General features: G+C 57.1%; 18 protein-coding genes and 1 CRISPR repeat array. Of the genes, 14 read left to right on the top strand and 4 right to left on the bottom strand.

Annotation, left to right across the window (positions count from 1 at the left end):
* The first annotated feature begins 28 nt into the window (after positions 1 to 28).
* The 13 genes from cas5c to FTE24_RS12920 all read left to right on the top strand — a co-directional run bounded on the left by cas5c (position 29) and on the right by FTE24_RS12920 (position 17,064).
* Positions 29 to 700: a type I-C CRISPR-associated protein Cas5c gene (cas5c, locus tag FTE24_RS12975; protein WP_150229934.1), complete on the top strand. Its 672-nt coding sequence runs from the start codon at positions 29 to 31 to the stop codon at positions 698 to 700.
* Entirely contained in the window at positions 697 to 2,706 is a 2,010-nt protein-coding gene (gene cas8c, locus FTE24_RS12970; protein WP_150229931.1) for a type I-C CRISPR-associated protein Cas8c/Csd1, read from the top strand. The genes cas5c and cas8c overlap by 4 nt, the downstream gene beginning before the upstream one ends.
* The gene (gene cas7c, locus FTE24_RS12965; RefSeq protein WP_150229928.1) at positions 2,703 to 3,614 is read left to right on the top strand and encodes a type I-C CRISPR-associated protein Cas7/Csd2; all 912 of its coding nucleotides are present in this window, start codon (positions 2,703 to 2,705) and stop codon (positions 3,612 to 3,614) included. Before cas8c ends, cas7c begins: the two co-directional genes overlap by 4 nt.
* A complete protein-coding gene (cas4, locus tag FTE24_RS12960; RefSeq protein WP_150229927.1) occupies positions 3,611 to 4,300 on the top strand; it encodes a CRISPR-associated protein Cas4 in 690 nt (229 codons plus the stop codon). The genes cas7c and cas4 overlap by 4 nt, the downstream gene beginning before the upstream one ends.
* A 1-nt stretch (position 4,301) precedes the next feature.
* Entirely contained in the window at positions 4,302 to 5,339 is a 1,038-nt protein-coding gene (cas1c, locus tag FTE24_RS12955) for a type I-C CRISPR-associated endonuclease Cas1c (protein ID WP_150229925.1), read from the top strand.
* Positions 5,340 to 5,368: 29 nt separating this feature from the next.
* Positions 5,369 to 5,659: a CRISPR-associated endonuclease Cas2 gene (gene cas2 / locus FTE24_RS12950; RefSeq protein WP_150229923.1), complete on the top strand. Its 291-nt coding sequence runs from the start codon at positions 5,369 to 5,371 to the stop codon at positions 5,657 to 5,659.
* 191 nt (positions 5,660 to 5,850) lie between these two features.
* Positions 5,851 to 8,744: a CRISPR direct-repeat array (repeat unit 32 nt; unit sequence GTTTCAATCCACGCACCCACGCGGGGTGCGAC).
* 380 nt (positions 8,745 to 9,124) lie between these two features.
* On the top strand, positions 9,125 to 9,388 hold the full coding sequence (locus FTE24_RS23055) for a DUF456 domain-containing protein (RefSeq protein WP_150229921.1): 264 nt from the start codon (positions 9,125 to 9,127) through the stop codon (positions 9,386 to 9,388).
* Positions 9,389 to 9,484: 96 nt separating this feature from the next.
* Entirely contained in the window at positions 9,485 to 10,663 is a 1,179-nt protein-coding gene (locus FTE24_RS12945) for a serine hydrolase domain-containing protein (protein ID WP_150229919.1), read from the top strand.
* A 167-nt stretch (positions 10,664 to 10,830) separates the two neighbouring features.
* The gene (locus tag FTE24_RS12940; protein ID WP_150229917.1) at positions 10,831 to 11,844 is read left to right on the top strand and encodes a LacI family DNA-binding transcriptional regulator; all 1,014 of its coding nucleotides are present in this window, start codon (positions 10,831 to 10,833) and stop codon (positions 11,842 to 11,844) included.
* 195 nt (positions 11,845 to 12,039) lie between these two features.
* Positions 12,040 to 13,017 (top strand): ABC transporter permease, encoded by a 978-nt coding sequence (locus FTE24_RS12935; RefSeq protein ID WP_150229915.1) that lies wholly within the window; start codon positions 12,040 to 12,042, stop codon positions 13,015 to 13,017.
* A gap of 13 nt (positions 13,018 to 13,030) precedes the next feature.
* Complete coding sequence (locus FTE24_RS12930) at positions 13,031 to 13,930, top strand: carbohydrate ABC transporter permease (protein WP_141446068.1); 900 nt, start codon at positions 13,031 to 13,033, stop codon at positions 13,928 to 13,930.
* A 54-nt stretch (positions 13,931 to 13,984) separates the two neighbouring features.
* Positions 13,985 to 15,625 (top strand): sugar ABC transporter substrate-binding protein, encoded by a 1,641-nt coding sequence (locus FTE24_RS12925; RefSeq protein WP_150229913.1) that lies wholly within the window; start codon positions 13,985 to 13,987, stop codon positions 15,623 to 15,625.
* A gap of 14 nt (positions 15,626 to 15,639) precedes the next feature.
* A complete protein-coding gene (locus FTE24_RS12920) occupies positions 15,640 to 17,064 on the top strand; it encodes a glycoside hydrolase family 30 protein (protein ID WP_150229911.1) in 1,425 nt (474 codons plus the stop codon).
* A gap of 132 nt (positions 17,065 to 17,196) precedes the next feature.
* Here FTE24_RS12920 and FTE24_RS12915 read toward each other — a convergent pair whose 3' ends face one another.
* From FTE24_RS12915 to FTE24_RS12900, 4 genes are all read right to left on the bottom strand, one after another.
* Entirely contained in the window at positions 17,197 to 18,219 is a 1,023-nt protein-coding gene (locus FTE24_RS12915) for a LysR family transcriptional regulator (protein WP_150229909.1), read from the bottom strand.
* A gap of 438 nt (positions 18,220 to 18,657) precedes the next feature.
* Positions 18,658 to 19,488, bottom strand: a complete 831-nt coding sequence (locus FTE24_RS12910) for a carbohydrate ABC transporter permease (RefSeq protein ID WP_150229907.1) — start codon at positions 19,486 to 19,488, stop codon at positions 18,658 to 18,660.
* The gene (locus FTE24_RS12905; RefSeq protein WP_150229905.1) at positions 19,488 to 20,360 is read right to left on the bottom strand and encodes a carbohydrate ABC transporter permease; all 873 of its coding nucleotides are present in this window, start codon (positions 20,358 to 20,360) and stop codon (positions 19,488 to 19,490) included. The genes FTE24_RS12910 and FTE24_RS12905 overlap by 1 nt, the downstream gene beginning before the upstream one ends.
* Before the next feature lie 15 nt (positions 20,361 to 20,375).
* The gene (locus FTE24_RS12900; protein WP_150229903.1) at positions 20,376 to 21,701 is read right to left on the bottom strand and encodes an ABC transporter substrate-binding protein; all 1,326 of its coding nucleotides are present in this window, start codon (positions 21,699 to 21,701) and stop codon (positions 20,376 to 20,378) included.
* 182 nt (positions 21,702 to 21,883) lie between these two features.
* Here FTE24_RS12900 and FTE24_RS12895 point away from each other — a divergent pair, with 182 nt between their 5' ends.
* Complete coding sequence (locus FTE24_RS12895) at positions 21,884 to 23,710, top strand: cache domain-containing sensor histidine kinase (RefSeq protein ID WP_337190051.1); 1,827 nt, start codon at positions 21,884 to 21,886, stop codon at positions 23,708 to 23,710.
* Positions 23,711 to 23,718: the final 8 nt, after the last annotated feature.

Raw genomic sequence — 23,718 nt, 5'->3', positions numbered from 1 at the left:
AGGCAGCAAGGAAAGGAGAAACATCATCATGGGATATGGAATCAAGCTGCATGTGTGGGGAGATCGGGCCTGCTTCACGCGTCCGGAGATGAAGGCGGAACGCGTAAGTTACGACGTAATGACGCCTTCGGCGGCACGCGGCATTTTGGAAGCCATTCACTGGAAGCCGGCTATACGCTGGGTGATCGATCGCATTCACGTGCTGAACGAAATTTCTTTCGATTCGGTGCGGCGCAACGAGGTAGAAGGGAAAATTTCGGCGGCGCAGGTCAAATCGGCGATGAACGGGCGGCACGTCGCATTGAATCAGGCGTCGTCGGAAGAGCGGCAGCAGCGCATGACCGTTATGCTGCGCGATGTGGCCTACGTCATTGAAGCCCATTTTGAAATGACGGACAGTGCCGGCGCGACAGACAACCCGGAGAAGCATTACAGTATCTTTTCGAGACGCGCACGCATCGGGCAGTACTACCATCAGCCTTATTTCGGATGCCGGGAATTCCCCGTGAACTTCGAACTGATTGAAGAAAATGACGTGCTGCCAAGTTCGGTGTACCGGAATTCAGTCGAACGCGATTTGCAGTGGATGCTGTGGGATCTGGAGTACGGATCCGAGATTTCACCGAAATTTTTCCGGGCCGTGATGCGCAAAGGTGTGATTGAGGTGCCGGATCTGCACAACCGGGAGGTGCGTTCATGATCGTGCAATCGCTCTACGAACGGTACGAACAACTGCTGCAGGACAAAAATTCGGGAATGTCCAAGCCGGGATACAGTTCAGACAAAGTTTCCTTCGTCTTGGAAATCGATGAAGACGGCGAAGTGCGAAAAATCGTCGATATTCGCGTGCAGCAGGGGAAAAAAGTCGTACCGCTGCGTATGAAGGTGCCGGAACACCCGGTGCGTACAAGCGGAATCAAGCCTTTTTTTCTGTCGGACAAAGCGGAATACGTACTCGGCATTCGGGCGGACAAGACGAACGGAATCGAAGTCTCGCCCGCTAAATATGCCAGCAGCGCCGATTTGCATAAACGGTTGTTGAACGCTTCGCATGAACCGGAAGCGCGCGCGATCGTTGCCTTTTATGAAAAGTGGAACCCGCAGGCGATGATTCTTCCCGATTCGGCGCTGCACGCCGAACTGCTGCGAATCGTCGGTACGACCGACAATAATCTCGTTTTCCAGTTGGCGGGCGCGGAGCGGTATGTGCACGAAAGTCCCGAAGTGCTGCGCGAGTGGGATTCGGCGATTGCGCAGGCGGAAGCCGGCAGCGAGGCGATCCTTGGAAATTGCCTGGTTACGGGGCTTGAGAATCAACCGATTGCCAAAGTACACAAAGTGAACATTAAAGGCGTTCCAAATTCGCAGCAAGCCGGAGCAAGTTTGGTTTCTTTTAATTTTAAAGCAGCGGAATCGTACGGAAAAGAAAAAAGCTATAACGCTCCGTTCAGCGAAGCCGCTTCCATCGGTTATGCCAAAGCGCTCAACCATCTGATTTTGTCCGAACGCAATCGCCTGCGCCGGATGGGCGATATGACGGTCGTCTTCTGGGCGCAGCGTCTTCCGGGCGAAGCCGCAGCAGAATGGGACTTGCAAGAAGGGCTGTTCGGGGCGTTCTTCGACGGACCGCTCGGTGCCTCTTCTACCGGCAGCGAACAGGTTCGGCCGGAATCCGATCATTCGGCAGAAAGTGCAGTTGAAATGGAGGAGCCGCCCGTAGAGACGATCGAAGCTTCCACGGGCGAAGAAAATCGGGAACTGACTCGTCAAATCGAAGATTTGCTCGGGCGTGTGAAAAATGCGGATACGGTAAGTGCCGACATGCTGCCTGCCAAAGACGCTTCGTTTTACGTGCTTGGCCTGTCCGGCAACAATGCTCGGCTGGCGGTACGCTTTTTCTGGCAGAGCTCGTTCGAAGAATTATTTCAAAAGTTAAGTCTGTATGCGTCGGATATGGCCATGGGACGTCCGGGCAATCACCGGGACGATCTGCCGACGCTATTCAACATTATGCTTCAGACGGTACGGCAGACGGGCGATCTATCCAAAATGCGGCAAAACATTTCGGGCTCCATGGAAAGCGAGTGGTTCCGGGCGATGTTGGGCGGCGGATTGCTGCCCTACTCCGTATTCTCGGCGGTTGTGAACCGCGCCCGCATCGACGGACAGATGTCCCCTTACGGCGAACAGGGGCGAAGTGCCTGGATCCGGGCTTCCGTCATCAAAGCCTATCTGGTCCGTTACGCGCGCATTCATCAACAAAACGAATTCAAGGAGGCCTTGACGCCTATGTTAAATGAAGAAGCTCAATCGGTGGCCTACCGGCTCGGCAGATTGTTCGCCGTCCTGGAACGGGCGCAAACGGATGCGGCCGGCGGTCCCGGTCGCCTGAATGCGACAATCAAGGATCGTTACTTCGGCTCGGCTTCGGCGACTCCCGCTGCGGTATTTCCCATTCTGCTTCGCCTTGCGCAGCATCATATGGCCAAAGCCGAGTACGGGCGTTTCCGCGATCGGGATATTGCCGGCATTTTGCAAGGGGTAGACGCTTTTCCGAATCATCTGGATCTCAAGCAGCAGGGATTGTTTATGTTGGGCTATTATCATCAAACGGCTTATCGGGCTCCGGCCAAAACTGAAGAGACGTCCGCGCCAACGGTTGAATCCGAAGCGTCGGCGACAATCGAAACGGAGGCAGCGAAATGACGGATATCCAAGTAGAAGGACAAGAACGGCAAACCGAGGACAGCCCGATTCCGACGATTAACAGACATGAGTTCACGATCTTTTTCGATGTGACGAACGGCAACCCGAACGGAGACCCGGATATGGGCAACATGCCGCGGATCGATCCGGAGACCGGGCACGGGATCGTGACGGACGTCTGCCTGAAGCGAAAAGTACGGAACTATGTCGAGATTACGCGGGAGCAGGGCGAAGGCCACCGCATCTACGTGACCGAAGGAGCGGTACTGAACGAACAGCATCGCAAAGCGTATCGCAGTCTGCGCGAAGAAGACGTCGACAAGTTGAAAGAACTCAAACCGAAAGACCGTGCGGAAGCGGCGCTGCTCACCCATTGGATGTGCGACAACTTTTACGATGTCCGCGCGTTCGGCGCCGTCATGACGACCAAAGTCAACTGCGGCCAGGTACGCGGACCGATCCAGTTCACGTTTGCGCGCAGCATCGACCCGATCTTCTCGCAGGAGACGACCATCACCCGCCAGGCGGTTACCCAGGAAGGCGCGGAGAAAGAACGGGAGATGGGACGCAAACATATCGTGCCTTACGCGCTCTATCGGATGGACGGTTACGTCTCCGGACATTTGGCGGAGAAAACGCATTTCGGTCCGGAAGATCTGGAGCTGCTGTGGGAATCCGTCATCAATATGTTCGAGCATGATCGTTCCGCGTCCAGAGGGCAGATGGCGCTGCGCAAATTGATCGTGTTCGAACATGCTTCGAAGCTTGGCAATGCGCCGGCACATCGTTTGTTCGAGCGTATTTCGGCTAGAAAGATCGTCGACGCTCCCGCTCGTACTTATGCGGATTACGAAATTATCGTGAACGGAGACCAGCTGCCCCAAGGCGTAACCCTCAGCGAACGATGAGCAAGCTGCCGCTTTACGCCGACGACGAACTCTTGATGCTGTCCGGCCTGCAGCATTATTCGTTCTGCACGCGCCAGTGGGCGCTGATCCATATTGAGCAGCAGTGGGAAGAAAATATCAAAACGTATGAAGGCCAACTGCTGCACGAACGTGCGGATAACCCAATGTTGACGGAAAAAAGAGGTTCGCTCCTGATTTCCCGTGCGATGCCGTTGGTGTCGAGACGCCTCGGTCTGAGCGGCAAAGCGGATGTGGTCGAATTTCACGCAGCCGACGAGGAGACGCCTCCGGGTTATGGAGCCGTGCTGGCCGGCCGCCGCGGCAGATGGATTCCTTTTCCCGTCGAATACAAGCGCGGCAAGCCCAAGCCGGACGATTGGGACGAGGTGCAGCTGTGCGCGCAGGCGATCTGCCTGGAAGAAATGCTCGGCGTCACGGTTGCGGAAGGCGCTTTATTTTACGGAGAACGGGAGAGGCGGGCCGAGGTAGCCTTCACGGACAGCTTGAGAACTCGCGTGGAAGACTATTTACGGGGAATGCGGGAATTGTTCGAACGGGGAGAGACGCCGCCCGCACGTTATCGCCCCGGCTGCAAATCGTGTTCGCTCATAAACGTCTGTCTGCCCAAAATGAAAACGGGCAGCGTGGATTCTTATATGCAGGCCTATTTGGGAGAGGAGGAGTGACGTGAGGAAGCTGTTGAATACGCTCTATGTCACGGCGGCGGACAGCTATCTGGCTCGGGACGGAGAAAATGTGCTGGTGCTTATGGGCGAGAAAGAGCAGCAGGAAAAGTTTCGCGTGCCTGTGCATAATCTGGAGCAGATCGTCACGTTCGGGTATGCGGGTGCGAGTCCGGCATTGTTCCATTTGTGCGCGGAACGCGGCGTAGGACTTACGTTTCTCAATCAATACGGCGGGTTTCAAGCGCGTATTCAGGGCAAGGTAAGCGGAAACGTGCTGCTGCGCCGGCGCCAGTACCGCATGGCGGACGGTCCGGAAGCGGTAAGCATATCGGGGCGATTTATCCAAGCCAAGATTATCAATTCCCGCAGCGTGCTTCGTCGTGCCGTACGCGATCATGCGCATGAAATCGATGCAGCGAAAGTGACGGAAGCGGCTCAGACGCTCAAGCGGTTGTCGCTATCGGTCGTGAAAATGCCGACAGGCGATACGATCCGGGGAGCGGAAGGCGAAGCGGCACGCGTGTACTTCGGTGTGATGAACGAGCTGGTACTGGCCGACCGGAATCTGTTCTATATGCATACGCGTAATCGCAGACCTCCGCTTGATCCGCTAAATGCGATGCTGTCGTTCCTCTACACGCTGCTGCGCGTCGATGTGCATGCTGCGCTGGAGACGGTCGGACTCGATCCGGCGGTCGGCTTCCTGCATCGAGACCGGCCCGGGCGGGCGAGTCTTGCGCTCGACCTTATGGAAGAACTGCGTCCGTATCTCGCCGACCGGCTCGTGCTTTCTCTCATCAATCGGCGTCAGCTGTCCGCAAAGTCTTTTGTCGTCAAAGAAAACGGAGCCGTACTGCTGAAGGACGAGGCCCGCAAAGAAGTGTTGGCCGCTTGGCAGAAACGGAAACAGGAAGAGATCACGCATCCTTTTCTGGGAGAAAAGATTCCGCTCGGCCTGCTTCCGTATGCGCAAGCACTGCTGCTTGCCCGTCACATTCGAGGAGATCTGGCCGATTATCCGCCTTTTTTGTGGAAATGAGTCTAAGGGAATAGAGAAGGAGGTGCGACATGTTGGTGCTGATCACGTACGATGTACAGACCACTTCGCCGGACGGAGCCAAACGGCTTCGTTCCATCTCGAAAATCTGTCAAAATTACGGCCAACGCGTGCAGAACTCGGTGTTTGAATGTCTGGTTGATCCGCTGCAGTTCAAGCAGATGAGAACGCAGCTTGAAGCTGCCATGGACCCTCAAACGGATAGCTTGCGCTATTACATGCTTGGAGCGAACTGGAAGCGAAAAGTGGAGCACGTCGGCGCGAAGCAGAGCTATGACCCGGAAGGGTTACTGCTGCTGTAGAAAAGCGAGTCCAGAACGTAACAAAAAGAAGCCGCGGGGATTGGATCCTGCGGCTTTTTGGATTGGGTTTAATTACTTGCTTGGGGTGCGATTTATGTGACGATTATAAAGCACTTTGGATTATGATTTCAATCCACACACCCACGCGGGGTGCGATCCATAGATGTGATTGAGCGGTGATTATCCTACGAGTTTCAATTCACGCACCCTCATAGGGTGTGACCACACATCATCTGCCGGAATCGTATGCGATCCTTGTTTCAATCCACGCACCCACACGGGTTGCGACGGCACTATAGGCAGCGGCAAGTCTTATCATGCGCTGTTTCAATCCACGCACCCACGCGGGGTGCGACCAGCGTCACGCCGAAGCGGCTTACAAAGGAATCCGTGTTTCAATCCACATACCCACACAGGGTGCGACTGCAGAGCCGGTAGCGCCCGGTGGGTGGGGCCCCGTTTCAATCCACGCACCCACGCGGGGTGCGACCGGAAAGGGAGGAGTATCTACATTCAGAAAGGTGTTTCAATCCACGCACCCACACGGGGTGCGACCTAAGCAAGACACGGATCGAAAGCCCAATTCGCGTTTCAATCCACGCACCCACGCGGGGTGCGACTTGGATTCGCCGCGTTCTAAGCGTCCGACGTAAGAGTTTCAATCCACGCACCCACGCGGGATGCGACGCGAGAAGAGGGTAGAAAGAAAGACACGGCGCTCGTTTCAATCCACACACCCACGCGGGGTGCGACCCGGATCACGATGCGCTACATAGGCATCATACAAGTTTCAATCCACGCACCCACACGGGGTGCGACCGATGCAAGGCGGTCGCCGCCCGTAGACGTAGCCACGTTTCAATCCACGCACCCACGCGGGGAGCGACCGAAGGGATACCGCAGGGTTTTCCTTTTTCATCGTTTCAATCCACGCTCCCACGCGGGGAGCGACGCTTACAAGGCCACGGCTGGACTCGCTCGCACCATGTTTCAATCCACGCTCCCACGCGGGGAGCGACAATATCCCGAAGAACACCCGGGCCCGGACGCTTGGTTTCAATCCACGCTCCCACGCGGGGTGCGACACGGCGCGGTGCGTAAATCAACTCCGTATTGAGCGTTTCAATCCACGCACCCACGCGGGGTGCGACTTGCTTTTGAGCGGCCGAGGCTTCGAGTCATACTTGTTTCAATCCACGCACCCACGCGGGGTGCGACGGTATTCGCCAATCGAAAGCGAAGTGGGACAAAATGTTTCAATCCACGCACCCACGCGGGGTGCGACTCGATCTCTTCACCGGTACGGATAATTGGGACCCGTTTCAATCCACGCACCCACGCGGGGTGCGACAGGCTGCCGATCGCGCAGCCATTGAGATGTGACAAGTTTCAATCCACGCACCCACGCGGGGTGCGACGATCGTTCCGCCTGGGCTTTTGGTACAGGTGATGAGTTTCAATCCACGCACCCACGCGGGGTGCGACAGATGCCGTTGAGCATCCATAGCATTAAGTCAATGTTTCAATCCACGCACCCACGCGGGGTGCGACGAAAGGAGTCCAATTGTATGCTGTCATCCAAGCCGGTTTCAATCCACGCACCCACGCGGGGTGCGACGGGTTGACGGCCGCCGCCGGGGATATACTTTCGGGGTTTCAATCCACGCACCCACGCGGGGTGCGACGACAAGCGGAAACGATACGAGTATGTACTTGTCCGTTTCAATCCACGCACCCACGCGGGGTGCGACTTGTACGAGGCATTTACCAGTTCTTCTTTTGCGAGTTTCAATCCACGCACCCACGCGGGGTGCGACGCAAAAGTGACCGGCCGGGTACACGGGGAGATGCTGTTTCAATCCACGCACCCACGCGGGGTGCGACTTAGAATCGTAGCGGCGGCATTTAAATTCTTTGATGTTTCAATCCACGCACCCACGCGGGGTGCGACATCCGTTGCGGTCGGCGCCTCCCCTTTCACTTTCGTGTTTCAATCCACGCACCCACGCGGGGTGCGACGCTCGAAACCTCGATCAATCTTCTGCCGGAAAATCAGTTTCAATCCACGCACCCACGCGGGGTGCGACCGTAAAAGGCACCGTCGTTTCGGTCACGGATCGGAACGGGTTTCAATCCACGCACCCACGCGGGGTGCGACGCACGGGGTGTTCGATAATCTGGAGGATGAATACGTTTCAATCCACGCACCCACGCGGGGTGCGACTTGGGCAAATATAAAGAAATGAAAATGCTGATGGTTTCAATCCACGCACCCACGCGGGGTGCGACCGAACAAAGACTACGAGAACTTAGCACGGGCAGGGTTTCAATCCACGCACCCACGCGGGGTGCGACCCCAGGTCGCGAACCATTTCTTCCGACCAATCCGTGTTTCAATCCACGCACCCACGCGGGGTGCGACCAAGCTTACTTTGTGTTCGTCCGGGTAGGCGTCTGGTTTCAATCCACGCACCCACGCGGGGTGCGACCATCCCCAACCGTTCGAACGCTACCCCAAGACCGGTTTCAATCCACGCACCCACGCGGGGTGCGACGCAGCCGGAAATGTCCTACCGCAAGGCAAGGCACTGTTTCAATCCACGCACCCACGCGGGGTGCGACTCGGCATCATGATTGCGGCTTCGATGCTTTCCGAAGTTTCAATCCACGCACCCACGCGGGGTGCGACGTGTAAGGCTTAACCTTGGGAGCCGTCTTAACCTGTTTCAATCCACGCTCCCACACGGGGTGCGACTTGAGTACTGTAGGGTTTGCGTCTTGGTAAACCTGTTTCAATCCACGCTCCCACACGGGGTGCGACACTGCTGGCCAGCCACAATGACGTCGACCAGCGAGGTTTCAATCCACGCTCCCACACGGGGTGCGACTGTCGCGCAGCAAGACGTGGTTAAGAACGCGCAAGTTTCAATCCACGCTCCCACACGGGGTGCGACCTGAATGTCTCGTATTCTATCGGTGAGGCGTCGGTTTCAATCCACGCTCCCACACGGGGTGCGACTGACTTCCATTTGCTGCATCGGCTGCAGCTGCTGGTTTCAATCCACGCTCCCACACGGGGTGCGACTGTTCACCCTTCCAGCCCAAGCCCGACAAGGCTTCCCGAGCCCAAAAGTGCGAACCTCAAAATCAGCCTACCCAAAACGAGACGAAAATACAAGTTAAATCGTTTAATCCCATACGGGGTGCGGAGTGCGAACCTACCCGGGATTTCATGTGAGCTTCAGGTTCGCAATTTCAGGCGTATTTTCTCCGTATCAAGTGCAAGCCGCGTGGGAACCTTCCATATATACCTGCAAAATTGCAAACGGACCCGCGTTACTTTACCATGAAAGGTAGAAGACGTTCAGGTGGCCGCGCCGACTCCGCAACCCGCATCTGCAAAATCACCGGCGCAGCCTTAGGCATGTATCCTTTCACCCACTCGTAAACGGGAGGCGATCGAGCATGAGTCCACATCAAAACGAACACGATCGGAGCCACGCAGATCCAAGTAACAAGCCGCAGGGCGGAGAAAGCCGGCCGACGGAGCAGAAATGGCTCGGCTTCGGCTTGGCGATCGGCTCGGCGTTCGGGCTGCTGATCGGCTTGTTTCTCAAAAATGTAGCGATCGGGCTGCCGCTCGGCATGGCGCTGGGCCTTATTTTCGGCACGGCCTTGCAAAAAAGCAAAGACGAACAAAAACGCAAAGACGAACAACAAAGCAAGTGAGATTCGACCGATTACGAAATCCGCAAAAACGGAAATGACCCCGTGCAGCCTTTGCCCTCTGCATGTACGGTCTATTGAGAACAGGAGGGCTTTCTTATGGATGCAATAACAGACATGCTGCAAAACAACAAAAAAATCGCCCGCTGGTCGGCGCTGCCGGAGCATGCTCCGGCGATCGGCTGGATCGTGCGCGGAGAGAAGTTTTATTGGACGCCCGAATCGGGCGCGGCCGGGCAGGCCGGCACAAGCAAACCGAAAAGCAAAGCCAAAAAAGCGCCCGAACCGCAGTACGAGATCGGTTCGATCACGAAGACGATGACCGCTTTTCGTCTGGCGCAGGGCGAGCAGGACGGGCTGTGGCAGCCTTCCGACACGCTGGCGCAGCTGATCCCGGAGCTTGAGAGCAGCGATTTCGCCCGGCAGGTCACGCTGCGGCAGCTGGCGACGCATACGTCGGGGCTGACCCGGCTGGCGAAGAACCAGGTCATTGCCTCGATGAAAAAAGACAAAAGCAATCCGTACGCCCCCTATACCGAGGAACAGCTGCTCGAAGCGGTGCTGGAAGAAAAATTTCGCAGCGGCGCCAAGCATGAATATTCGAACTACGGCTACGGCCTGCTCGGCTGGGCGCTGGGCCGGATCTCCGGCGTTCCGCTGCACGAATCGCTGCGGCGGGAGCTGTTCGTTCCGATCGGCATGAGCGGAACGGAGATGCCGGTGCTGGATGCGGCGCCGGCAGAATCGACGGCCCAAGCCGGCGGGGCCGCTGTTTCCAAGGCCGCGGCCGGCCGCGGGGCTGCGCCTGCGGGTACCGTGCTCGTCCCGGGCTTCGCGCCCGGCGGACGAGCAGTGCCGCATTGGGATTTCACGTCCGCGATGGCCGGCGCGGGCGCGGTGCGCTCTACCGTGCCGGATATGCTGACGTATCTGGAAGCGCAGCTCGGCCAACATCCGGCGGCCGCGCCGTTCGAGTCTTCGCTGCTGGCGTGCCAGAACGAGCAGGCTTCCGTCGCGCCGTCCAAAGGCGTCGGCATCGGCTACGCCTGGATGCGTTCGATGCGCAAAGACGGCACCGTTACGCATTGGCATAACGGCGCCACGTACGGAGCGAGCAGCTTTGCGGCGTTCAACCGCGATTTGCAGTCCGGCTTCGTCATTTTGTCCAACCGGGGCGTCAGCTTCGCCGGACAGCTCAAGCAGATGGTCGGCTTGGGCGAGCTGAGTACGGACCGCGCGGCGCATCTGGTCGCCGAAGCGCTGTTCAAGAACGAATAGCGGAGCGTGCTGAAGATCGCCGATCGGCCTGAACAGGGGAAATCAAAGGCTTCGCCGGCTGCGGCGAAGTCTTTTTGTATCCTTTTCCAAATTTAAGCTTGCCACCCGAACAAAGCTGTGCTATTTTTAAAATCATAAAAACGTTTTTATAAAAGGAACTGCACATTATGACTAAAATTACGATCCGGGATGTCGCAAGGGAAGCCGGAGTGTCCATTTCCACGGTGTCGAACGCGCTCAACGACGTGGACGTGCTCAATCCGGCGACGAAGCAGCACGTGCTGGAGGTCGCGGAGCGGCTCAATTACGTTCCGAACCTGAACGGGAAGATGCTGAAGTCGGGCAAGACGATGATGCTGGGCTTTTTCACGACAAGCGTATCCGGTCCTTATTTCTATAAGCTGATCGAGACGATGTCGAGGCAGTGCGAGCGCCACGGCTACGGTTTGAACGTATTCGTGACGAAGGACAAGTCGGTCATCATGAGCAATATCCTCGGCCGGCGCGTGGACGGGGTCATCATTTACGAAGAGCTGAAGATCGACGCGCACGATATCGAAGTCATGCAAAAAGACAAGATCAAAACGGTGTTCCTCGATCGCGAATTCAGCAACGAGACGATGGGCAGCGTGACGTTCGATTCGTACGCGGCCGGCTACGAAGCGGCCAAGTACCTGATCGGGCTGGGACATAAACGGATCGCTTACATATCCGGCGTCGATACGATGTTCGACAGCGTGCAGCGCCGCGAAGGTTATCGCGCCGCGCTGCGCGAATACGATCTGCCGATCGATCCGGATTACGTGATCCAGGGGTATTTCGAGGAAGACAGCACGTTCAACGCAATCAAGGCGTTTATCCGCATGCACGGAAGCAAGCTGCCGAGCGCTTTTCTGGCCGGCAACGACCTGAGCGCGATGGGCTGCATCCAGGCGCTCAAGGCGCACGGATACGAAGTGCCGGGCGACGTCAGCGTCGTCGGATTCGACGACGTGGATATCGCGCAGTATTTCTCGCCGCCGCTGACGACGGTGCGCAATCCGATCGCCCGTCAGGCGATCCTGACCGTCGACCAGCTCGTGCGCATGATTCAGGGCAAAGACGAAGGGCACAGCCAGACGCTGACGGGCGAGTTGATCGTCCGCGGCTCCAGCCATGTTCCGGTCGACCGGGCGGAGTAAGCCGGCACTCCGGCCCGGCGTGCGCCGCGATCCGGACTGCGGACGCGCGCCGCAGATCCGCCGGTTCTTTTTTTGAGAAGAAATGTAACCGCTCGCATTATGGGGGATCGGCTGTAAATCAGGTCGGGAGCCGCTAGCAATTTTTTTTACAAACAAATAAAAACGTTTTAATCGTAACAGGAGGGAGTCTTTCCAATGGCCAAATCTGCGCTGGAATCGTCCGGCCGGTCTTCGAGCGGGAAACCGTCGATGCGCCACAGAATCAAAAGCTTCGCGATCGACTATGTGCGCCAATGGGAACTTCAGACGATGGTCATTCCCGGCATTTTGTTCATGATCGTGTTCTGCTTCGTGCCGATCTACGGCCTGACCATCGCTTTTAAAAGTTATACGGTGATCGACACGCTGGGCAGCGCGCCCTGGGTAGGGCTGGAGAATTTCAAGATCATTCTGTCCGACCGCTACTTCTGGGATTCGGTCGTCAACACGCTCGCGATCAGCTTCCTGAAGCTTGCGATCGGATTCGTGCTGCCGATCGTGCTGGCGATCATGATATACGAAGTGCGGCACAACCGGCTCAAAAAGTTCGTCCAGACCGTCTCGTACCTGCCGCATTTTCTGTCGTGGATCGTGCTGGGCGGCATGATGATCACGTGGTTCTCGACGACCGGGCTGTTCAATCAGCTGCTGCTGGATCTCGGCCTCATCTCGAACGCGCAGAACATCCTGCTCGACGCGAACAAATATTGGTGGATCGCGACGCTGTCCGATATTTGGAAAGAATCCGGCTGGGGCACCATTTTGTATCTCGCCATCATGGCCAAGATCGACCCGACCTATTACGAAGCGGCGAAGATCGACGGAGCGGGCCGCCTGCGGCAGATCTGGAACATTACGCTGCCAAATATGAAGATGATTATCAGCTTGAATCTGATTCTGACGATCAGCGGTTTGTTCGGTTCGAATCTCGATCAGACGCTGGTGCTGATGAACTCGCAAAACCGCGAAAAAGCGGAAGTCATCAACTCGTACGTATACCGCATGGGCCTTGCGCAGGGCGACTTCTCGTACGCGACGGCCGTCGGGCTCGGTGTCTCGATCGTATCCGTTATTTTGCTGCTTACCGCCAACAAGATTACGAGCAAGCTGAACGACAATCAATCCGTACTGTAGGGAGGAACCGGACATGGGCATACTGACAAAATCGACCAAAATCAAAGGAGGCATGGACAGCCGGGTCTTCGATGCGGTCAATATTACGCTGCTGCTGCTGTTTACGGTGGCGATCGTCGTTCCGCTCTGGAACGTCATCGTGTCTTCGTTCAGCTCCGGGCAATCGCTGGCGCAGGGCGGATTCGCGTTTTGGCCGACGGAGTTTTCATTGGAAAATTACCGCGCGGTGTTCCGGGACGCGAACATCTGGCAGGCTTTCTTCATCTCTGTAGCCAAAACGATCGTCGGCGTCTCGACGCACGTGTTCTTCTGCGCGATGGTCGCCTACGGGCTGAGCAAAAAATATTTGAGAGGACGCAGGCTGTATGTGGCGATGGGCGTCATTACGATGTTCTTCTCCGGCGGGATGATCCCGACGTACCTGCTGATCAAATCGCTTGGGCTGCTCAACAGCTTCTGGGTGTACATCATTCCGGCGCTGTTCAGTTATTACGATGTCGTGATCCTGATGAACTTTTTCCGCAATGTGCCCGACGCTTTGGAAGAATCGGCCAAAATCGACGGAGCCGGCGACTGGCGCGTTTTCCTCAGCCTGTTCATTCCGCTGTCGATGCCGGCACTGGCGACGATCGCCCTGTTCAACGGGGTCGGCCAATGGAACGATTTCATGACGACCAAGCTGTATGTGACCGATCAGGCGCTGTATCCGCTGCAGATGATGCTGTACGAGATCATCGTCCAATCGCAAACGCAGGCTATGCAAAACATCGGCGGTTCGGTCGTGATCGAGACGACGACCAAAGGGGTGCAGCTGGCAACGATCGTCATTACGACGCTGCCGATCCTGGCCATCTATCCGCTGCTGCAGCGCTACTTTATCTCGGGCATGATGCTCGGCGCGGTTAAGGAGTAAACGGAATCACAATCAACACCACCACTACATTTTTGCGAAGCGGAGGACTTAATCATGCGGCAAAATAAAAACGTTTTAAGAAGTACGGGTTGGAAATTGGGTGCGGGGATGTTGGCGGCAGCGCTGATGCTGACCGGATGCGGAGGCGGATCGGGCAGCGAAGCGGCGGCTCCGGTCTCGCTGGAAGGGCGCTACGCGCTGGATCCCGAGACGCCGGCCTGGAAATCGGACAAAAAAGCGGAAGCGACGACGCTGACGTGGTACGTGAACGCGGACTGGTGGAATACCGACTTCGGCAAAGATCTGGTCACGAAAAAGATCAAGGAAGACCTCAACGTCGACATTAAGTTTTTGACGGGCGACGATACGAAGCTGAACACCTTTTTCGCCGGCGGCGATATGCCCGATCTGATCACTGTGTTCGATTCCAACTCCGCCGTCGCGCAAAAAGCGTCCACCTGGGCACTTCCGCTGAACGATTTGGCGCAGCAGTACGATCCGTATTTTAACAAAGTCGCGGCCGAAGACACGCTGAATTGGTTCCAGCTCAAAGACGGCAAAACGTACGGCTACCCGAACTATTCCAACACGCAGGCCGATTACGACAGCGGCGAGATCCCGGCCAAGACGGCATTCATTATTCGCAAAGACGTCTATGAAGCGCTGGGCAGCCCCGAGATCGGCACGCCGGAGCAGTTTGCTTCCGTGATGGGCGAGATCAAGCGGCAATTCCCGGAATTGATTCCGTTCGGTTTCAATTCGATCGGCGAAGGCACCGGATCGCTGGGCGATACGCTGCAGGATTTCCTCGGCGTGCCGCTGCAAACGGCAGACGGGCAGTTCTACGACCGCAATCTGGACGAAGATTATCTGGCCTGGCTCAAAACGCTGAACGAAGCGTATCGCGCCGGCGACTTGAGCGACGACAGCTTCGCGGACGACGGCACGGGCTTCGAGGAGAAAGTGAAAGTCGGCAAGTATGCGACGATGCTGCTTGACGGCACGCCGCAGCAGAGCGGCAACCTGCAAATCTTTATGACGGCCAATCCGGACAAAGCCTATATGGCGATCGACGGGCCGCAGAGCACGAAGGGTAACAACCCGACGCTGAACCAATCCGGCATTACCGGCTGGATGGTGACCTACGTGACCAAAAAAGCGAAAGATCCGGCCAAAGCGATTCAGATCTACACGTATCTGCTGAGCGAAGAAGGCCAAATGCTGATGAATTACGGCATCGAAGGCGAGACGTACAAGATGACCGCGGACGGCAAAGTCGAGCTGCTGCCGGAGATCAAAAAGCTGCAAACGGACGACGCGGACCGCTATAAAAAAGATTACCGGATGGGCGAGTTTATGTTTTTCGGCCACGACAAGCATAAAGCGCTCAGCGACGACGCGTTCCCGGAATCGGTCAAACAAATGCAGGCATGGGGCGAAGGCAAGCTTGTGCCACACTTTATTCTGGAAAACATAAACCCGGATCAGGGAACGCCGCAGGCCCGCGCCCTGACCGCGATCAATACGAAATGGAACACGACGCTCGTCAGCTTGATCCGTGCCAAGGACGACGCTTCCTTTGAAGCTGTGTTGAACGAATACAAAGCGTTCCAGGAGCAAAACGGCTGGGCCGACATCGTAAAGATCCGCAGCGAAAAAATGGCGGCAAACAAAGAAAAACTGGGCCTCAAATAATGGAGGAATCGGAGATGGCGAACTGGACAATTTACCGCTCGCGGGGCGAACATGACCTGTTCCGTAAGCTGAGCATGGACGAACTGACAAGCGGCGCTGAAGTGGAAAAGAAAACAGAAAAGGAATCCGAATCGGAAGCGCAAGTGGAAGGAGCCGTGTATGTCGAACTGGACCTGAACGAGCGCGGCCAACGCATGGACGGCTTCGGCGCTTCGTTTACCGATTCGTCGGCGTACCTGATCCATCAGGTGCTGGGTGAAGCGGAGCGCGAAGAACTGATGGTCAAATTGTTCGACGCCCAGAGCGGAATCGGACTGTCCGTGCTGCGCAATCCGATGGGTGCCTCGGACTATGCGCGCAGCCTGTACAGTTATGACGACCTGCCGGAAGGCGAAAGCGATCCGTCGCTCGACCAATTCTCGATCGAGCATGACGAAGCGGACGTCATTCCGCTGACCCGCAGAGCGCTGGAGCTGAACCGTGATCTCAAGCTGATGGCGTCGCCGTGGAGCGCGCCGGGCTGGATGAAGACGAGCGGCTCCCTGTTGGGCGGTCGCCTCAAGCCGGAATATTATGAAGCGTTTGCGCAGTATTTCGTACGCTATATTCAGGCTTACTGCGAGCACGGTCTGCCGATCCATGCGGTAACGCCGCAAAACGAAGCGCTGTACGAGCCGCAGCATTACCCAAGCATGCTCATGCCGGCCGACGTACAGACAACGTTTATCCGCGATCATCTCAAGCCCGCGTTCGTTCAGGCCGGGATTTCCGCCAAAATCTTATGCTACGACCATAACTGGGACCGGCCGGATTATCCGCTTGAAGTGCTGGCCGGCGCGGGAGATGCAGTCGACGGTGTAGCGTGGCATTGGTATGGCGGCAACGCTTCGGCGCAATCCGACGTTTTGCAGGCGGTACCCGGCAAAGAGGTGCATTTCACCGAAGGGTCGGGCGGCGAATGGATTCCCGCGTTCGAGCCGGCTTTCTCGAACGTGCTGCGCACAGGCATCGAGATTCTGCGCCATAACAGCCAATCGTTTGTGCTGTGGAACATGGCGCTTGATGAACAGAACGGACCGACCGTGCCGGGCTTCGGGCAGAGCACCTGTCGCGGCATCGTACAGGTCAATCAATCGACCGGCGCTTTGACGTATACGCTTGATTACTACGCGCTGGCCCATTTCAGCAAAATCATCCGCCCCGGCGCCGTTCGGATCGAATCATCCTGCGCGCAGCCGGAGATCCGCTCGGCCGCGTTCGAGAACACCGACGGCTCTATTGCCGTCGTCCTGTTCAACGACGCCGAAGAAGATCGCCGTATCACGCTGCGGATGCCTTCGGAAGCATTGGAAGTGTCGGAAGCAGCAGATCAGGCAGACGAATTCAGCTTCCTGCTCGAAGCCAAAGCCGCCCTGTCGCTGCTGCGCCGTTCGCGCTGAGAACAGAACGGCCGTCCGAGCGTCCGACCGCCCAACTGTCTAACTGTTCAACTGTCCGACCGTCCGACCGACCGAAGCGACGTTCGTATCCGGCGAATTTCTGATGGCACGGCCTGCTTCATCCGCTGGCTTTCAAAAGTCAGTTCCCGCAGATCCCGCCAGTTCCCGCTGCTGCCGCAGCAGCTCGATAAATACGTCCAAAGCCCGCGTCCGAAAAGAAGAAGCCGTCACGATCGACAACGGCCGGATATGCGGCAGGCCGGGAATATCGACGATTTGCAGTTCGCCGCTGTAAAGTTCGCGCCGGATAGCCCAACGCGACAGCAGACTAAGGCCGAGTCCCGCAATCACGGCTTCTTTGACCGCCTGCGTGCTGCCGAAGACGAGAATCTCCGCCGGAGAGACGACGCCCAGCCTATGCAGCGCGTCGTCCGCAGCTTCGCGAGTGCCCGAACCGGTTTCCCGCAGAACCCAGGCGTGGGCGCTTAACGCTTCCGGCACGGTCGGTTTCAATGGCGGCGCAGCATTGCTCCGCAGGCCGGGCCGATTCAGGTCTTCCCGAACTTTGCGAATAAACGGATCTTCGGGTACCGATGGCCATACGTTCTCCTGTTCGTCCGCAAGCTCGATCAGCGGATGATCCGGCGAAGCTACCAGCACCATGCGGTCGTCCGCCAGCTTGTCCGCGCGCAGCGGCTTCATATCCTGCGGTTGCCCCTGCACGATGCCTACGTCCAATTCGCCGGCACGTACTTTGTCGGCGACAGCGGCGGTCTTCCCGATGATCACGGAAGGCTCTACTTCGGGATACTGCTGCCTGAGCGTGGCCAAGACGCGGGGCAGAATATATTCGCCGAACGTAGGACTGGCCCCGATCGCAAGCGACCCGCCGGCGCGGCTGCCCAGATCGTCGACCGATTTTTGCATGCGTCCATACGAACCGAGGATTTCTTTGGCATGTGCGTACACGATCTCGCCGGCCCGCGTCATCCTGATCTGTTTGTGGTTGCGCTCCAGCAGCTGCGCGCCGACGGCCTGCTCCAGCGCACGAATATGCTGGCTGACGGCAGGTTGGCTCATATAGAGCACCGCGGCAGCCCGGGAGAAGTGTCCTTTTTCCGCGACAGCCACGAAGACCCGAAGCTGTTGATCCATCCGGCATGCCCCTTTCGTTTTGCGATTTCGTATAAGCTATATAAGTTTACTTATCGTTTTGATTATAAATCGTTAAGTTACTTATATACAGGTTCGGATAGCATAATAGGAGGGGGCAGGGGCGACGTGGTGCGGTGCGAAGACAGCCTAAGGGCAGGAGGCGGCGCGATAGGATGACAGCATAAGGGTGAGGGAGCGACGCGATACGATGCTAGCGTTAGCCTGGAGGCAGGCGGGGTAAGATACAGGATGCGGGAAAAGAGCGGAAGCGGAAGCAGAGGCGAATCCGGCGCTGGCATTGTTATTATTGGCGAGGCACGGGAGCGTGGGAGCGCGGGAACTTAGGAGGGTCGGAATCGAATTGAACATCAAAAAAGGACCCCTGTCCGCAGACGGGAGTCCTTTTTTGCGATGATCGGCTTTTTCGCTCAAATTTGCTCAGCCTTTTACCGCGCCGGCCGTCAGGCCGCTCACGATATACTTTTGACAGAACAGATACAGAATGAACACCGGCAGGGAAGTCAGCACGAGATCGGCGAAGATCAAGTTCCAGTCGCGGCTGAATTTTCCGTAAAAATTGTACACCGAGAGCGGCATCGTCCAGTCGGAGCTGTCGGTCAGGAAATAGAGCGGGATCGTAATGTCGTTCCAGACGGACATGAACACCATGATCGCGACCGTCGCGTTAACCGGGAGAATGAGCGGCGTGACGATTTTGAAAAAGACGCTCAGCGTGCCCGCCCCTTCGAGAAACGCGACTTCGTCGAGCGCTTTCGGGATGGAGCGGATAAAGCCGCTGTACAAAAAGACGCTGAACGCCGTGTTGAGCGACGCGTAGATCAAAATGACGCTCGTGATGCTGCCGTAGAATCCGAACCACTGTACGACGCGAATCGTCGTAATGGTCGACATCGGCGCAATCAGTCCCATGAAAAAGAACATGTACAAAAAGTTCGACAGCTTCGTGTCGCGCCGGGTAAGAATGAACGCAGCGGCGGACGAAGTGAAAATGTTCAGGAAGCAGGATACGCCGGTGATCAGGATGCCGTTCCAGAACGCGCGGGCGAGCCCGCCTTCCCGGAATACGGTGGCGTAGTTGGAGAAATGCCATTCGCTCGGCAGACGCAGCGTGAACTTCATGACTTCGATATTGTTCATGAAACTGCCGAAGATCATGACGAGCATCGGCAGGATGATGATCAGCGAAGTTAGGATCAGGAAGCCTTCGACCAGATAATTGCGCCAGGCCATTTTGCGGGTGTAGTTCATTATTCGGATACCTCCTTGCGGCGCATGAAGATCAGCAGCGGAATGGCGATAATCGTCACGGCCGCGAACAGCAGCGTGTTGACCGCGGTGCCGAGTCCCCAACTGCCTTCACCGAACGAACGCAGGATGATCGTGCCGACGACCTGCGACGCGTTGCCCGGTCCGCCGCCGGTCAGGACGAACACTTCGGAGAATACTTTCAGGCCGCCGATCAGCGTCAGCATCAAGTTGATGTTCAGCGCGGGGAGAAGCAGCGGCAGCGTAATGCTGCGGAAGCTTCTCCATGCGCCGGCGCCGTCGATCGTCGCGGCTTCGTAGTAGTCTTTGGGAATCGACTGCAGGCCGGCCAGATAGATGGCCATCTGGAAACCGGCGTGCTGCCAGACCGATACGGCGGCGACCGTCCAGATGACGATCTGCGGATCGGTCAGCCAGCTCTGGCTCAGGAAGCCGAGGCCGACCGACTCGAAGATCCGGTTGATCGTGCCTTCCGAGCGCAGCATCGGCGTGAACACGATGCTGATGACCAGGACGCTCAGAATGGAAGGGGAATAGAAGACGGCCCGCAAAATGTTGCGCGTTTTGAGCCGCATGTTCAGCGCGATCGCAAGCGCCAGGCCGATCAGGTTTTTGCCTATTACGGTCGCGACCGCGAAGATGATCGTGTTCTTGATCGCGAGCAGCAGCGTCTTGTCGGTGAAGATGCGTTCAAAGTTGGCCCAGCCGATAAACTTGATGCCGACCCGGTCAAGCCGCCAATCCGTGAACGAGTAGAACAGGCCGGCGATCGCGGGTACGACGAACAAGACGGAATAGATCAGCAGGGCAGGCAGGATCAGGTAGTAGGAATATAGTTTTCTCGATATTTTCATCTCTTCACGCTCCGATCAAAACCCTTCGATTTCCTTGTCTTTCATCAGCTGCGCGAACTTCTCGTCCCATGCGGTCAAGACGCCCTGCGCGTCGATGCCGCCGGCAAACTCGTCCTGAAGCAGGCGGTACAATTCGCTGCGGTCGACCAGCATATGGGCATCGACCGTAAGCACCGTCTGCTTAGGCGTGATGTAGTCGTCCACGATCTCCTGCTTGTAGGCCGGCAGTTCCGGGGTCGTCACGTCGCTGAAGTTGGAGACGAATTTCTGTTCGTCGATGATCTTCTGGGCGACATCTTTGCGGGCGACATACTCGAAGAACTGCTTCGCTTCTTCCATATGCTTCGCTTTTTTCGGAATAAACAGCTGGCCGCCGAGCGGGCTCGCGCCGAGTTTGGCGTCAGGCGCATACGGGATCGGGAACACGCCGAGATTCATGTCCGGGTCATTGTCGTTCACGTTCTGGATCAGCCAGTCGCCCATGAACATCATCGCGACTTCCTTGTTCAGGAATTTGCCGACCGCCATGTCGTAGCTGTCGCTCAGGATGTCGCCGTTCGTATAGCCTTTTTCGTACACTTCGTACTGCTGCTGCAAAATATCCGCGAACGCCGGGATATCCGACCATTTCTTTTTGCCCGAGTTGAGTTCTTCAAACAGCTTCGGCTCGTTCTTCTCGGCGTAATCCGCGAAAGCGGCAGCCGGCCAGACGTTGGCGGCCCAGTTGTCCTTGAACGGCATGAAGACCGGTGTGATGCCTGCGGCTTTGATCTTTTCGCAGACGGCCAGAAACTCTTCGAAGTTGTTCGGAACGGCGAGGCCCAGTTCTTCGAACATGTCTTTGTTGTAGACGACGCCCTGCATGCCGGTATCTTGGCTGAGATGGAAACTGTATACGTGGCCGTACGCGGACAGCACTTCCTTGTTCTCGATCCGGCTCACCCACGGTTCGTCGTCGAGAATCTCGAAATTGCGCTCCAGGTTAAGATCCGTCGTCGCGCTGGCCAGATTGTACTGGACAATATCGGGCGTCTCGTCGACCGCAAGCTTCGTCTGAAGCACGGTCGCCGTCTGTTCGGCCGGCAGCAGCTGGAGATTGACTTTGATACCGCTCTCTTTTTCAAAAGCGTCAAGCAGATCCTGCTGTACGAAAATGGAGTCCTGCGAACTTTTGGAAATGGCCAGCTCGATCGTCGCGCCGCCGGCTCCGCCGCTGCTGTTTCCGCTGCCGCCCGCCGCCGTCGATCCGCCCGGCGAAGCGTTGCCTCCGCAGGCCGTAAGCGAGACCGCGAGCAGCCCTCCGAGCAGTCCCGCCGCGATCTTCTTCGTTTGTTGGTTCATGTTGTCGCCCCCCTATGTATTGAATCCGCTTACAAATATGAATTATAGAGGTCGGAGAAGAGCGGGTACATGTCTCCCATTTACTCTTTGGGTGTAATATTCTGAACAACGTCCGAGCCCTTGTCCATTTCCGACTTTGTATTGTACAGTATGAACATCAACACGCCATGGGAGGTTCCGCGGTGCTTTTCCAAAAAATGAAAATCGGAAGCGCGCAGGCCAGCCTGCAGACCAAGTTCCTGCTGGCGTTCGCCGTGCTGCTCGTGATCGTCATGGGCAGCTTCGGCGTGTACGTCAATCAGGTCGTCGTCCGTCCGCTTCGGGACACGACCGAAAACGAAATGCGGCTCGCCGCGGCCAAGATCGGCGATCAGCTGAATCTGTACGTCGACGGGCAGAACCAGCTGTCCCAGCGGATCTTGTCGAGCCAGGACATTTTCGCGCTCATGCCTTCCGGCAGCGAGTCGGGTCTGACCGTGGAAGGGCTGGCCCGCAGCCGCAAATTGAGGGAAATCATGTTCCAATCGATCGGGCCGAGCATGAATATCGAAGACGTGGCGATCTACGACCTGCGCGGGACGCTGCTGACGACTTTCATCAGCATGTCCGGCAATCCGTCGTCGCTGCTGCCTTTTCTGGAAAGCAGCGGCAGCAGCACGACGTGGAATGAGAGCGGTTACGCGCTGTATCGTCCGAGCTCGAACCGGGTGTTTTTCGTCCGGGCGATCCGGAACCAGAACGGCAAAGTGTTCGGCTATATGGCGATCCAGCTGCAGCAGGAGATGCTGCGCCGTTCGGCGGCGGCCGGCAGTTCGGGCAGCGACGTCTACGTGCTCGATCACAACGGCCAGACGATCTATGCGTCGAGCCGCCAAGCGGACGGAAGCATTCCGAAGCTCGAGACGTCGCAGCCCGATTCCGAAGGCGTCTACCTCGACGGGCAGGCTAACTACGTCGCGTTTTCGCGCTCGGACGAGACCGGGTGGACGACGTACAGCGTGACGCCCAAACGGGTCGTGCTCGGCCCGGTCAACTCGGTGACGACGGTGTCGATGCTGCTGATCGCGTCACTGTTTCTTTTTTCCGCCGCGTATATGTATTTCTCTGCCCGAAGCTTGCTGCTGCCGATTCGCAAACTGCGCAATCAGATGCTGCGCATCAATTACAGCAATATGGACACGCGCGTCGTAACGCCTTCGTCGAACAACGAACTGCTCATGCTGAGCGAGTCGTTCCAGGGGCTGCTGGATCGCCTGCAGGTGTCGATCGAGCGGGAAAAGCTGGCCGTGCACGAAGAAGCGCTCGCTCGCCATTCGGCGCTGCAGGCACAAATCGCGCCGCATTTTATCCACAATACGTTGTACCTGATCAGTATCGCCGCGCAGGAAGGCAAAAACGACGTCGTCTCGGAAATGTGCAAAAACCTGTCGGACAGCCTGCGCTACATCGTCTCCTCGCCGTATCAGCATGTCAGTCTCACGCAGGAACTTGAGCATGCCGAACATTATTTGGCGCTGCTGCACCGCAATTACGAAGACGATCTGGTGTGGAGCGTCGACGTAGACCGGGCTTTCGACGACATTCGCCTGCCGCGCCTCGTCGTGCAGCCGTTCGTGGAAAACTGTATCGAGCACGCATTCAAGGAAGCGGACACGCCGTGGCGTATCGAAGTGCGGGTGAAAGTGTACAACGGGCTGTGGGCGCTGGAAATTCGCGACAACGGCGACGGCTTCGACGACGCGACAATCCGGCATGTACTGGACAGTATCCGGGCAGGGGAGGCGTCGGACTACGGGTCACATGCAGCGGAAAACGACGCGTTGGCGTCCGGCAGCGCAAGCTTGGACTACGTCGCAACGGGCATCGGCGGCATGGGTATCGTCAATACGGTGCGGCGGCTGCAGCTGATGTACAAAAACCGGCTCTTTTTCAACATGTACAACCATTCGGACGACGGCGGCGGAGCGGCGATCCAGATCATTGCGTCGCTGACCGAAGATTTTTATTAGCCAAAAGG

The organism is Saccharibacillus sp. WB 17, from assembly GCF_008634075.2.
Lineage (GTDB): Bacteria > Bacillota > Bacilli > Paenibacillales > Paenibacillaceae > Saccharibacillus > Saccharibacillus brassicae.
The sequence above is the reverse complement of the archived record's forward strand: the minus strand, read 5'-3'. Positions and strand labels throughout refer to the sequence as shown.

Bases quoted from the DNA above. Each gene is read 5' to 3' on its own strand.
- cas5c (WP_150229934.1), top strand. From the start codon at position 29: ATGGGATATGGAATCAAGCTGCATGTGTGGGGAGATCGGGCCTGCTTC.
- cas8c (WP_150229931.1), top strand. From the start codon at position 697: ATGATCGTGCAATCGCTCTACGAACGGTACGAACAACTGCTGCAGGAC.
- cas7c (WP_150229928.1), top strand. From the start codon at position 2,703: ATGACGGATATCCAAGTAGAAGGACAAGAACGGCAAACCGAGGACAGC.
- cas4 (WP_150229927.1), top strand. From the start codon at position 3,611: ATGAGCAAGCTGCCGCTTTACGCCGACGACGAACTCTTGATGCTGTCC.
- cas2 (WP_150229923.1), top strand. From the start codon at position 5,369: ATGTTGGTGCTGATCACGTACGATGTACAGACCACTTCGCCGGACGGA.
- FTE24_RS23055 (WP_150229921.1), top strand. From the start codon at position 9,125: ATGAGTCCACATCAAAACGAACACGATCGGAGCCACGCAGATCCAAGT.
- FTE24_RS12945 (WP_150229919.1), top strand. From the start codon at position 9,485: ATGGATGCAATAACAGACATGCTGCAAAACAACAAAAAAATCGCCCGC.
- FTE24_RS12940 (WP_150229917.1), top strand. From the start codon at position 10,831: ATGACTAAAATTACGATCCGGGATGTCGCAAGGGAAGCCGGAGTGTCC.
- FTE24_RS12935 (WP_150229915.1), top strand. From the start codon at position 12,040: ATGGCCAAATCTGCGCTGGAATCGTCCGGCCGGTCTTCGAGCGGGAAA.
- FTE24_RS12930 (WP_141446068.1), top strand. From the start codon at position 13,031: ATGGGCATACTGACAAAATCGACCAAAATCAAAGGAGGCATGGACAGC.
- FTE24_RS12925 (WP_150229913.1), top strand. From the start codon at position 13,985: ATGCGGCAAAATAAAAACGTTTTAAGAAGTACGGGTTGGAAATTGGGT.
- FTE24_RS12920 (WP_150229911.1), top strand. From the start codon at position 15,640: ATGGCGAACTGGACAATTTACCGCTCGCGGGGCGAACATGACCTGTTC.
- FTE24_RS12915 (WP_150229909.1), bottom strand. From the start codon at position 18,219: ATGGATCAACAGCTTCGGGTCTTCGTGGCTGTCGCGGAAAAAGGACAC.
- FTE24_RS12910 (WP_150229907.1), bottom strand. From the start codon at position 19,488: ATGAACTACACCCGCAAAATGGCCTGGCGCAATTATCTGGTCGAAGGC.
- FTE24_RS12905 (WP_150229905.1), bottom strand. From the start codon at position 20,360: ATGAAAATATCGAGAAAACTATATTCCTACTACCTGATCCTGCCTGCC.
- FTE24_RS12900 (WP_150229903.1), bottom strand. From the start codon at position 21,701: ATGAACCAACAAACGAAGAAGATCGCGGCGGGACTGCTCGGAGGGCTG.